This is a genomic window from Dysgonomonas sp. HDW5B (genome assembly GCF_011299335.1).
Classification (GTDB): domain Bacteria; phylum Bacteroidota; class Bacteroidia; order Bacteroidales; family Dysgonomonadaceae; genus Dysgonomonas_A.
Window position 1 is genome coordinate 1533822 of record NZ_CP049858.1, and the last position, 12700, is coordinate 1546521.

At 38.4% G+C, this 12700-nt stretch carries 8 protein-coding genes; 2 read left to right on the forward strand and 6 right to left on the reverse strand.

The features are described 5' to 3' along the window. Nucleotides 1–83 precede the first annotated feature (83 nt). Entirely contained in the window at nucleotides 84–1517 is a 1434-nt protein-coding gene (gene dacB / locus G7051_RS06285) for a D-alanyl-D-alanine carboxypeptidase/D-alanyl-D-alanine-endopeptidase (protein WP_166199079.1), read from the forward strand. A gap of 2 nt (nucleotides 1518–1519) precedes the next feature. Here the strand turns inward: dacB and G7051_RS06290 are convergent, their stop codons facing one another. Continuing rightward, entirely contained in the window at nucleotides 1520–2221 is a 702-nt protein-coding gene (locus G7051_RS06290; protein WP_166112620.1) for an FKBP-type peptidyl-prolyl cis-trans isomerase, read from the reverse strand. A 161-nt stretch (nucleotides 2222–2382) separates the two neighbouring features. Then, complete coding sequence (locus tag G7051_RS06295; protein ID WP_166199080.1) at nucleotides 2383–3924, reverse strand: glycine--tRNA ligase; 1542 nt, start codon at nucleotides 3922–3924, stop codon at nucleotides 2383–2385. A 312-nt stretch (nucleotides 3925–4236) separates the two neighbouring features. On the opposite strand from G7051_RS06295, the gene G7051_RS06300 reads away from it, so the two are divergent. Beyond that, nucleotides 4237–4470 (forward strand): hypothetical protein, encoded by a 234-nt coding sequence (locus tag G7051_RS06300; protein ID WP_166199081.1) that lies wholly within the window; start codon nucleotides 4237–4239, stop codon nucleotides 4468–4470. A gap of 138 nt (nucleotides 4471–4608) precedes the next feature. On the opposite strand, the gene G7051_RS06305 is transcribed toward G7051_RS06300, so the two are convergent. The 4 genes from G7051_RS06305 to G7051_RS06320 form a co-directional block, all read right to left on the reverse strand. Next, on the reverse strand, nucleotides 4609–7110 hold the full coding sequence (locus G7051_RS06305) for a glutaminase family protein (protein ID WP_166199082.1): 2502 nt from the start codon (nucleotides 7108–7110) through the stop codon (nucleotides 4609–4611). Between the two features lie 367 nt (nucleotides 7111–7477). Beyond that, a complete protein-coding gene (locus G7051_RS06310) occupies nucleotides 7478–9664 on the reverse strand; it encodes a hypothetical protein (protein WP_166199083.1) in 2187 nt (728 codons plus the stop codon). 115 nt (nucleotides 9665–9779) lie between these two features. Next, a complete protein-coding gene (locus G7051_RS06315; protein WP_166112635.1) occupies nucleotides 9780–10595 on the reverse strand; it encodes a DUF3823 domain-containing protein in 816 nt (271 codons plus the stop codon). A gap of 33 nt (nucleotides 10596–10628) precedes the next feature. Then, complete coding sequence (locus G7051_RS06320) at nucleotides 10629–12686, reverse strand: RagB/SusD family nutrient uptake outer membrane protein (RefSeq protein WP_166199084.1); 2058 nt, start codon at nucleotides 12684–12686, stop codon at nucleotides 10629–10631. Between the last annotated feature and the right edge of the window lie 14 nt (nucleotides 12687–12700).

Below are 12700 nucleotides of genomic sequence, written 5' to 3' on the forward strand. Positions count from 1 at the left end.
CTTATTTTTCGATTTGTTTATCTTTACAAAGATATTTCTTTTTCAGAAACAATAGTTCTCATAAACACAAGAATAGTCATCACATGAAATATTATTTGCTTCTATTATTAAATCTCTGTGCTATAAGCACCTTTAGTCAAATAAATCCCAGTATTGAAAAATTCATTAAAACATCGGGATTCGAAAATGCATCTATAGGAATTTCAATAAAAGACCTCTCGGGAAATGATATTGCATATTATAATAAATCGGCGTCTCTGATTCCTGCCTCCACATTAAAGATATTAACTACCGCAACGGCCATCGAATTATTGGGAGATGATTATCAATTTGTAACGCAACTATCTACTGACAAGAATAACCCTCAGCATCTCATTATACATGGGTATGGTGACCCCACTTTAGGCAGCGAATACCTATTCGATAACCAATCAGCATTTCTAAATAACTGGACTGAACATATAAAAAAGAATTTTAAAATATCACCTCCCATTGATATTACCATTGTGGATGACTTCTTCGGCTATAATGGCATATCATCCAAATGGCTTAAAGAAGATATGGGTAATTATTTTGCAGCCGGAGCTTATGGCATAAGTGTATTTGACAATACTTACCGACTATACCTCAATAGCATGAGGACTGATACATGTCCTCTGATATTAAAAACGGTGCCTTACATGAGGGATATTATATTCTCGAATAACCTCACCGTGAATTACGAAAATCAAGATAATGGATATATAAACGGAGAACCATTCTCTAATTCCAGAAGATTAGTAGGTAATATTCCGGCTAAGAGAACATCTTTTGTTATTAAAGGCGATTTTCCCGATCCAGGGATAATTTTAGGAGAAACTCTGGCAAATGCACTGGCACAAAACCGTTTCAAAATAAACTCGATAGAAACTTCCCGCCAAAAATACTTTCAACAGATGTATTCTCCTTATAGGGCTGTTTACGAGGAAACTCCTTTTTACAAACAATTATCTCCTACACTGAAAGATATTATTCGTGTAATTAATGAAAAAAGTAACAATCACTACTCGGAGCATTTGATGCGAACTATCGGACGCAAGGCAAATCCCGATATATACAGTGATCCTTTAATCGAAGGAATAAACAGAACAACTAATTTTTGGGCATCAAAAGGTCTGAATACCGATGGAATACATATCTATGACGGATGTGGACTGGCTCCATCAAATAGTATCAACGCCGAAATACTTTGCGACATATTGATATATATGCAAACAAAAAGCAAGTATAGAGATGCATTCTTCGCATCCTTACCCAAAGCAGGACTGGAAGGTACAGTCAGAAACGTATTAAAGGGGACACGATTGCAGGGAAAGGTTTTTGTAAAGAGCGGAAGCATAGCAAATGTGCAATGCTTTGCAGGATATTATATTAATGGGGATAAGAAATATGCATTCAGCATTATGGTAAATAACTACAATAGCCCTCGCAAAGATGTTGTGAGGGCTATCGAAAGTTTATTGTTAGGAATATTCTAGACTTATTTTAAACCTTTCATAGGTATAATCTCATACAATTTGATTCTGAACCAAAGTGTGGTATAAGCAGGGATCAGTGTAAACGTAGGAGAACTAGTTGTTGGTGCATAAGTTGAAGCATTACTTCCGTATCCCAGTTGTTGTGGCATACAAACAACACGCTCGTCGTTAACTCTCATATCCTGTAAAAGTATCGAGCAACCTTCAATTATACCTCCAATATAATTATTTGCCTTACTTGCCGAAGTCGCCGGATTAATAGCAAAAGTTGCTTTATTATAATTAGGTTCAGGACTGGATGCCTTACCGTATGTATAATCGAGCCTGCTTCGCAAAGAAGGATTCTCGGTAGAGTCAAAAATCACTTTCTCTCCTGCTCTATCAAAATACCATCCTTCGTAGCGTATAACTACTGTATCTGTAAACTCAGGTTTTCCATCAACTGTTATTCTGACAGAATTTCCGTTATCAACATCAGTTATTTCCGTAGATGTTTGCCAGTATACTTTACCATTACCCGATTGAGACGATAAAGCATTAAACAGATTATCACTCGCTATTTTGGCAAATCTGGTTTCATTTAAAGCTTTCCACTCTTCATCAATATCTTCTTCATTGTTGTTATTGCTATTCAAACAAGAGGTCGTAGCAAGCATAAAGAATCCTAAAAGGAATAAAGGGAAAAGATAAAACTTTTTTCTCATCTGACTAATTTTCAATTTATGTGGCAAAAATAGAGTTTTTAAATAGAAGTCTTACATAAAAAATGTGAATATCAACATTTGCTCTAAAAATAAATGTGAGAATGACTTAAAAATCACTCCCACACTCTAATATATTTTAGCTAAGCTCTCTTTTGGGCTCTTTACACTAAGCTTTTAAGAAGACTCTTCATACTTACTTTATCAGTAACAATCTCTGATAATTGACTTATAGCAACTCGCTCTTGCTCCATAGTATCACGATAGCGGATAGTAACAGTATTGTCTTCTAACGTCTGATGATCTACTGTCACACAAAAGGGTGTACCAATAGCATCATGGCGACGATAACGTTTACCGATACTGTCTTTTTCATCATATTGGCATTTAAAATCGAATTTCAATGCATCAATAATCTCCATTGCTTTTTCAGGTAAACCGTCTTTTTTAACTAATGGACATACCCCTAATTTTATAGGAGCTAATGGAGCCGGTAATCTAAGAACAACACGAGTTTCGCCACTCTCTAAAGTCTCTTCGCAATACGAAGCTGACATAGTAGACAGGAACATACGATCAACACCGATAGATGTTTCAACCACATAAGGTGTGTATGATTTATTTAATTCAGCATCGAAGTATTGAATTTTCTTTCCAGAGAATTTTTCATGGCTACTCAAGTCAAAATCTGTACGAGAATGAATACCTTCTACTTCTTTAAAGCCAAATGGCATTTCGAACTCTATATCTGTTGCTGCATTCGCATAGTGAGCCAATTTATCATGATCGTGGAAACGATATTTAGCATCTCCATATCCTAAGGCCTTATGCCACTTCATACGGGTTTCTTTCCATTTCTTAAACCATTCGAGTTCTTCTCCGGGACGAACGAAGAACTGCATCTCCATTTGTTCGAATTCACGCATACGGAAAATAAACTGACGGGCAACAATCTCGTTACGGAATGCTTTACCTATTTGTGCTATACCGAATGGAATCTTCATACGTCCTGTTTTTTGTACATTCAGGAAGTTTACAAAAATACCCTGAGCTGTTTCGGGACGCAAATATACCTTCATAGCACCATCAGCAGTAGAACCCATTTCGGTTGCAAACATCAGATTAAACTGACGTACCTCTGTCCAGTTACGAGTACCGCTTATGGGGCAAACAATTTCACAGTCGATAATAATATTGCGTAATTCTTCTAAATCAGAATCATTTAATGCTTTTGCAAAACGAGCATGCACTTCGTCACGTTTAGCTTGATTCTCTAATACTCGTGGATTTGTCTCACGATACATGGCCGCATCAAAGCTATCGCCAAATTTCTTGGCAGCTTTTTCTACTTCCTTATTTATTTTATCGTCTATCTTAGCCAGATAATCTTCAACCAATACATCTGCACGATAACGTTTTTTGCTGTCTTTATTGTCAATCAACGGATCATTAAAAGCATCAACGTGTCCCGACGCTTTCCAGATAGTAGGATGCATAAATATAGCAGAGTCGATACCGACTACATTGTCGTTTAGCAATACCATACTGTCCCACCAGTATTTTTTCAGGTTGTTTTTTAATTCAACCCCGTTTTGACCATAGTCGTATACTGCTCCCAACCCATCATAAATTTCGCTGGATTGAAATACAAATCCGTACTCTTTACAATGCGAAACAATCTTCTTAAAAACGTCTTCTTGTGCCATAATATATGTAATCTTTCATTATTCTTTTTCGGATGGACAAAGTAAATACTTTTTTTGCATAAAAACCAGAGTTCGAACCGCTAGCTAGAGTCATTAAATGAGCTATTTAATAATATAGACCCGATTTGATTCTCCCATCACATAATTTGCCCCCAATTTATTGAAGCTCTTTTTTCAATAGTGGCAATTTTAAGCATTTTTTCATGCACATCTAAGTATATTCATCTTTATTTCTTATTTTTACAAAACGCACTACAATTTGATCGAGAATAAAATAAAATTCGATGTCGAATCTAATTAAAATTACAAATTATGAGATTGCTGATAGGTATACTTACTTCAATGATTGTCTTAACAGGAGCAACTCTTACAGTGCTGGCTCTTTGGGGAATTCAACCCATCTCTTGGCAAATAGTCTGGAAATCGGGGGTTACTATAGCCATTGTGTGCGGAACAGGACTTTTGATCTATCTTTTTTATTACATCTTCTTCAAAGATTATTCATACAATAAAGACAAAAGAAACGGGGGTAGAAGTTTATTCTAATTAAATTTATAGAAGTAAACACAGTGCCCGCACAACCCATATATAAAGAAACTCCTGAATATTTCAGGAGTTTCTTCTATTTAAGGTCTCATTTCACAGATTTAAGTAAACAGAACTATTATTAATAAATCTGAAACCTTATTTCTTTTGATTCAACTTAGTTTCCAACATTTTGATAAAGTATCCACCAACTACCGATCGAGCCTGGAAGCCTCGTTGGTTAGGTCTGTCCGTAAATACCCAATCAGACATAGGTACACGATCTGTAGTTTCATTCATAAACAAATGTACCGGAGCGATAAACTTCTCAAAGGTCGCTTGATCATCGGCCAATGTAGCAGTCCATATGATCCAATCGGTTTTGGTATAAGTTTCGCGATTATCAAGAGGCAATCCATATTTATTCTGTTTAGTCAAATAGTAGGCAACTTCTTTCTGAGCAACCTCAGGTGGGAATATGCCCATTTTCATTAACTTATCCCAAACCAGATTATATTTTTGACTCCATGTTCCCGATTGATCGAATGTCAAACGATAATGATCTCCGTCATCAGCCATCTTCACCCATTCGGCAGCCATATCTTTTGCTATTTTAGTATACTTTTCCGCAACATCTTTTTTGCCCAGCATATCAGCTAACTTGCCATAAGAGGCAATTCCCAGTATTGCTTTGATCGAAAGATTAGTATTATGCGCAAAGTGCCCTGCAAAATCATCTGTACACAATTGATTCTCGGGATCAAGTCCGTTTTCTACCAGATAATCAGTCCAAACAGTTAATACATCCCAGTGTTTCTTAGCATAATCTGCGTTACCTTCCACCTCAGCTATTGCACCTGCAAGAATAATCATATTGCCCGACTCTTCTACCGGCATATCGCCGCCATAAGTTTGTCCGTTAGCCAGTGGATAAGTACCAACATCATGAGCTGCAAAAGGTTTTGTCCATTTACCACTTTCGCTGTAATAGAAGATGTGATTTTGCAATGCTTTAGCCAATTCTACATTGTAATATAAAAACAATGGAGATGATGGGTATGTAATATCCACAGTACCTATAGAACCATTACTAAAGTTTTCTTTCGATAAAAATACCAAGTCTCCATTAGGAGCTTGAACCAACTTATGAGCAGAAACTGCCTGACGATAAGCTATAGCACATAATTCGGCATACTTCTTACCTCCCGATGCAGTTGCATCAGTCATTAAGCTTTCGTCAAACTTATAGCATTTGCTCAACAATTGGCTGTATTCTTCTTTTGCTTTATGAAATTCATCCAGAATATTTTTCTTTCCGTCTGCATTCCAATAAGGTCTTAAATTTTCACCAAAATATTGTATCGAATATAAATCGTCATATCCAAGCAGGAATTTACCTGATGCTTTATTTACTGAACCTAGAGAACGAGTGAAAGCTAATTTCTCATTCGTTCCGATTCTCTTTTCAACAGAGCCTTTTTGTACATTATTAGCAAAATTAGCTCTAAGCTCTTTTCCATCCCCTATACTCGATGTTGTGGCTTTATCTTTTTCGGTAGCCAGATAAAAATACCCCCAGTCGATACGAAGATCATCTCCCTGCTTAGCCAGAATTTTCTGTGTAGAACTTCCGGTTTTTAAGAACATCATATCTCCATTATCAAAACCTTCGCTTTCCGACTCCTGATAAGGTCTGTCCAATGCCCAATTAGAAGAAGCCTCAAGATATAGCTGTACATCATGCGATTTACTATCAGTCGATAACACTTCATACGAAATGTAATTGACAGGACGAGACATCAGTTTCAAATCATCCATGAACAAAGGTGCTGTAAATGTTAATTTCAAATCTACATTACCACAACTAAATACATAATGAGTTTGAGTAGCTTGCACATCGACCGATTTTTGTGTAGCTGTTTTATTAAAGAAAGTTGTATTTTCTTTTTCAACAAACAAACCATAATCAAGCAATCCGTTGCCAACTCTGTTATAACAGTATCCGGCTATTACATTTGTGCCTTTTGCCAAAGAATTTACTACATTTTCAGGAAGCTTAATTAATACATTTTTCTTAGCGGCATTTCCTGTATTTACAACTTCGATACCATTCACATAAATAATAGCATCGTCATCGTGAGAATATTCCAGATAAACGTTTTTACCTTTCAGATCTTCTTCGATATTCACAACTCGTCTTGTCCAGATGTATTCACTACCCCACTGAGTTTTGGCAGTTACCTCATTTTCCTTTGTGCCAAATGCAGCAGGACCTTCTTTCCATTTCGAATCATCAAAATCATTTTGCATCCATGTATCAGCAGGTTTGTCGGTTACGTACTTTCCTATCCAGTCGCCGTATTCTGACGTTTTAGCAATTGCATTTAATTCCAGATCTTCGGTTCCCATAAAACGATACACTTCGTTATCTACCTTTATGGCTCCAATTAAAGGAAAGTCTTTGCCTGTCCAGTGTTTTACAGAACTATCATAAAGATTGTCGGTAAAAGACCATCCGCTTGTATACGGATCGATAGTTATAAGCGGATAAGCCGGTGGACGGATATCATTCTTTATAACATTGAAAGTAGGACTGTTACTTTCTGAACAACTCAGCATAGCACCGGTTATTAGAAAGGCTAATAAAAGATTTTTTTTCATGTAATTTATTTTAGTTAAGAGTTATAGTATTATTATAATTCATCGGTTTAATTCTACTAATGCACCCTCTCGCGTTTATTTTTTTAACATTTTCATTCGCTCTGCGTGTACCCCGTGCGAAAGCTATTACATGCGTCAGCCCAAGTGCATCAGTGGTGTAGCCGTTGGCTGACAAGCGAAGCAGGGTAAAACTAAACGTGCCGATAGGCAGTAGGTTTAGTTTAGACTGCAAGCTTAAGTCAGGCAGGCGAGCCACGCAGCACAAAGCCTTTTTGATTCCTTTTGCGGCTTTGGGCAAAAGGAATGCAAGTAATCTTTGATTACGCGCAGATAAATCAACCACTGATCGACATTAATAATCCAGTTATCACCACGCAAGAGATACTTTTACTCCGTCAGGATTATTCTCGAAAGTTAAAAAACAGGTTTTACTGTATTCATCCCATGACCATTGAGTATCTTTCAATTCAGTACCGTCGGGTGCTGTTATCAGACATTTATTAGGTTTGGCAGGTAGTAAAACTCGCATCGAATTTGTTGTATTTACAGGGCTTTTAGCTACGAAAGAATAGGTTGATTTACTTATCTTTTCGTCATATATACGAGATGCGGAAGCCAATACGTGAGGTTTTGATTTATCTTTCACACGTCCTACATTGTATAGAAAGGCTTGCTCACCGGGTAATACGACTTTCTCTTTTAAAACGGGTAGCTGCGGATCAAACAGATCTATCAATATACCTTTGAAAGTATACGGAGTTGTATTGTTGTTTTCGTCCAGTACTGCAATCAAATCATACTGACCTCTTGCAAGGTAGAAACTATTTTTAAAATCTAATTTACCTGCTTTTGCCTTTTGCTCATACATTCGTTTTACAATATCGACAAGCTTAGTGTCCTGCCCTGCTTGCATGGCAAACTCTTTCGGGTCGTTACGTAAAACGTACACTGTGCCTTTTCCATAAGCATATTCTCCTTCTTGTGGATTAGTGCCTATATTCATTATTTCGAACAAGTGATCCGAAGCCACATTGTATTTCATGTCTCCTTGGTTCCACCATTCCTGAACCGATTGAAACGGGTCGTTATCCTGTCCGCTATAAACTAAAACACCTCCTTTTTTCACCCACTCGGCAAGAAACTTATGTGCTTCTGCTGTCTGAGGTTTCATGTTCGAATAAGACATCAACAAGACTTTAGTATCTTTCAAGGTCTCAGCATACGATAGATTCTCTATGTGAACAGTTTTAACAGGTACTCCACGCTTCAGGAAAGGGAGTGCTTGCCCGTAAAAATTCGACAATTGGGGGTCTTCATATCCTGCATGGGTCGGGAAACGCTGAAACATCAGCGAATTAGCCATAAGAACACTGATACCTGTTGAGCCTGTTACCTTATTATCCGACAAAGGCATCGAATTCAAAGCATTTATCATCACCTGCATTTGTGTTGAGTAATGACGGGGAATAGTTGCCCTTTCTTCACTGTTGGCACTTTTTCGGTACAATCCCTCGTAAATACGCTCCGGCCAAGGCATCACTTCATAATCGGCAATCTGAGGATATAGTAGCTGAGCTGTAAATGTCGCTTCGTAATTTTTCTTGAAATCGACCCAATCGCGAGGTAAATCTTCAATAGGATCGGTCAGGAAAAACATTTTACGCCCTGTTGGAGCCGTCATAGATTCCATAGAACCGTATTCCAAGAAAGCTGTTTCAAAAACACGTTCTTTTGCTTTACCGTTAAAATAGTTTGGTTCGCGGGATGTTCCCGTCCAAACCTGTGCAATATACCCATCTACACAAGGAAGCGAAGCCAGACTCGCCTCCGGGCTTACAATCTGCCATTGCGAATAATTTACCAGTGAGTGAGTAGGCACATAACAGCGAACGTTCATACCCTTACTTTTCCCATATTCTTTAGCATAGGTAAATACTTCATTGAGGGCATTATAGTATAGCTGATATTTCAGTTTATTCGACAAGTATGTGTTTTCGGGTGATTCGTGTTGTGGTCTCCAGTCGAACCCGTAATACTTTTTCCATTCTCTTTTAAAAGCATCACTATATCCGGCACGTGCCCAAAATTCCGGTTCTTCCAGATATATGGCATCAATACCGGCATCTATTACTCGTTTTATTTGGGCTTCCTTCATGTACTTAATGAAATTTTCGGTGGGTACAATATAAGGTATCAAGTGTCCATGCCAGATGGTATCTCCTTGCCGAGTAACCTGACCTTCATCGAGATGCCATTTGCCATCCCATTTACCTGTAAAATAATCCTGATACTCACCCCAGGCTATCCCCGTCATGAAATGGGTTTTATACCCCCGGTCTTGCCACGATTTTACACGTTCTTCAAAGGATACTCTTTTTGATTTGTCCGATGGATTTCCTCCAACACCATATACAATAGCTGCATCTGCTCTATTGTCAATAGAGGGCTTCCACGGGTGGGAAGTTTGGAAAACTGTTTTAACATCATCTTTTGTTTGAGCTCCGAGTTGGATCGTCAGACAAAAAAGACTTAAAATTAGTATGTTCTTTTTCATATTAAATTTTCTAGTATTGAGTAGTTTCGATAAAAATATTCCAAAGAATAGTTTAAGGTTTAAAGCTAAACAAATAAACGCCTAGCTTTAAACCTGAACAATAAAATCTAAAACTTTATGGAACCATTACTTCTTTTGCTTCATTATAATTCCAACGACGTGTACCACTGCCTTGCGGCGTATCGTAGTTTATACGGGCTGCTGCACGAATAAATACACTTCGTCCTCCGGGAATAGCATCTTTGGATTGAATTGTAATAGTTTCTCCGAACAAGGTATTAAATGCCGAGCCCGAATATTCGATCTTATTTGACCATCGTGAATCTTGAGCACGATATCCAACACTGGATGAATAACTAACAAACAACTGTATATCAGTCATGTTAAGAAAACTATTATTATACCCTCCCATTGGTTCGATTTTGGAACGAAAATCCTCTTCCGATACACCGCGTGTAACACGAACCTTTGCTGTGATTTTTCCATTGGTTAATGTAGGTTCGCCTACCCATTCTATTTTAAGAAAAGGTTGTACTTCGAACTTCACTTTAGTTACCCCTTTAATGTCTAATGTTTTACTTTCATCAGCCAAAGGCACTCCGCGTGGGTCTTCACGAACCAGAGGAATAAACGGACCATCGATACGAACATTGTAGTTACCTTTAAACAGTTTTGTATTTTGGAAAGTACCGTTAGACATACAGTAAAAATCGGGATTGTGGGTGGCATTCGGTCCCCAGCTTAGTTCGGTCAGACGCACACGGATACCTTCACTCCCCTGATCGGTTAATACAGGTTCTCCGGTAGCTACATCCACTACTTCACCTTGCAATGTTTCGGCAGGCGCATCGTAGTTGTCCATTTTGAACAGATCACAGGAACTGAACGAAAACAACACACATAATAAAGTATAAAATGCTATTTTTTTCATATTCTATGTATTCTTATATTATCTAATTATTGATTATCTGTTGGGCTGTTGATCGATCACAGGACTTTTAGACACTTCGTTACCCGGTATTCCGAAATAATAGTCGATCGGATTATACTCAAACGTTTTAAGGCTTACCCATTGGAAGTGTGCATCGAAGAAATACTTCCCGCTTTCTGTAGAGAAGAATGGATATAAGCCTCGGAAACGGTAACGAGAATTATTACTGAATGTATTTTTATCTCTCTTTTCGCCCCAAAAGCCATCCCTGTTATCATAATGTTGTACACGCCAGCGTCTCAAATCCCATTTCACCTTATGCTCAAGAGCAAGCTCTTTGCGTCTCTCCTTACGCACAATGTTGCGTCCTGCCTCATCCGATGTAACACTACTAACCAGTAATGTAGCACCTGCCCGTTCACGTATGGCATTTACAGCTTCGGTAGCTACTTGCAGCATATTAGACCCATCAGGCGACTGTTCTCCCGCCAGTGACAACTCTACTCCTGCTTCTGCTGCATTTAGTAAAACCTCAGCATAGCGCATCAAGATAAATGGCTGTGCCGATTTTCCCTCGCCGATTACAGCAGACGGATCGGGGTTAAGCCATTTACGTCCAAAGAGTCCGGTTATTGCCCCTTCTCCATTATTATAGAAAGGCCCGTTAGCTCCGGCTGCAGTCATTGGACTACCATTGTAGGTAACCAACTCTTGACTTTGACCTTCCATAGGGCTAAGGTACAAGGTCTTGGGCTTTTGGGTATACATACTCAAATTTTGGTATTGATTATCTGCTGTTGCATAAGAATAATCAGTGAAAAAAGGTTTGATTGGTGTAGAGCCTGTGTATACTCCGGCACGTATCTCGATATTTTTACCTTTAAACATATCGCCCGGAAAAATCACATAAGCACGTAAACGTGGCTCTGCATTTTTAAACAAATCCATCGGCTTATCGTACAGAAGGTAATTGCCTTGATTATTTGCATTTCCTGTGGTAAGTTTTACGGTACCATCGGGGTATCTGTCAAAACCTTCGAATAATTCCACGAAATCGAGTGAAGGGCATGTTCCTGAAGATAGTGGCGAACGGAAAATAAATGGTGCACTATATGCATCATAACCGTGTGTTGAGGTCGGGTATATGTATTGTTTCACATAGATATTCTCAGGACTGCTCAAATCGCTGAACATGTCTACCATATTCTGATATTGTGCATCACGGTCAGAAGCCGACCATTTTTTCTTGTACAACGAATATCCTCCATTAACCATTACTTCACGAGCTGCTTTGTAAGCTTCCTTAAAGTACTTTTTAGAAGCTGCCTGCCATTTGTCCTCAGCAAATCCCATTACACGCACACCTGTTTTTTGTCCGAAACCTGTCAAACGACCGGGTACCGTTTCATTGTATTTGGCTACAGATCCGGCGTATAACATAGCTTCGGATTTAAATGCTAATGCTACATATTTATTTGAATAACCCACCTTAGGACTGGTTGGTTTCAAGAGTTCGACTGCTTTATCAAAATCGGCAAGTACCTGATCCCAAGTTTCTTCTTCGGTAGAACGTGGTACTTCCAATGCACTTTTATCGGCAGGATAAGCAATTACTTTAGTCACCAAAGGCACACCTCCAAAACGTCGTGCCATGGCATAAAATACAGTAGCACGCACAAAGTAGGCTTCTCCTAAATAATGATTATAGGTTGCTTCAGGATAGGAGCCTTGATAGTTTGGCAACGTTTCCAACAAATAGTTTGCATCACGTAACAGGGTGAAGGCTTTCTCCCAATAGGGTGTTCTTTCATTTGTAAACGCAGCACAGATACCATCACGAGTCAGAGCCTCACCGGTTCCTTCTATACCCATGGCATTAAGCCATCCGTTGAATTCGACTCCCCATTGTGCCATATATTTGAAATCTTCAAATGGCATATTACTATACATTCTCGCCATATAAATTTCCAGACCCGATTCGTTCGTCAAAAGATCTTGATCTGTAACGATATTTTTCGGAGGAACATCCAAATCTGCACAAGCAGAAAAGAATAATAAACTGAGCAGAGATAATATAAATATCTTTTTCATATATATATCTAAAT

Coding starts and splice junctions, on each gene's coding strand:
- dacB (WP_166199079.1), top strand. CDS start 84: ATGAAATATTATTTGCTTCTATTATTAAATCTCTGTGCTATAAGCACC.
- G7051_RS06290 (WP_166112620.1), bottom strand. CDS start 2,221: ATGAGAAAAAAGTTTTATCTTTTCCCTTTATTCCTTTTAGGATTCTTT.
- G7051_RS06295 (WP_166199080.1), bottom strand. CDS start 3,924: ATGGCACAAGAAGACGTTTTTAAGAAGATTGTTTCGCATTGTAAAGAG.
- G7051_RS06300 (WP_166199081.1), top strand. CDS start 4,237: ATGAGATTGCTGATAGGTATACTTACTTCAATGATTGTCTTAACAGGA.
- G7051_RS06305 (WP_166199082.1), bottom strand. CDS start 7,110: ATGAAAAAAAATCTTTTATTAGCCTTTCTAATAACCGGTGCTATGCTG.
- G7051_RS06310 (WP_166199083.1), bottom strand. CDS start 9,664: ATGAAAAAGAACATACTAATTTTAAGTCTTTTTTGTCTGACGATCCAA.
- G7051_RS06315 (WP_166112635.1), bottom strand. CDS start 10,595: ATGAAAAAAATAGCATTTTATACTTTATTATGTGTGTTGTTTTCGTTC.
- G7051_RS06320 (WP_166199084.1), bottom strand. CDS start 12,686: ATGAAAAAGATATTTATATTATCTCTGCTCAGTTTATTATTCTTTTCT.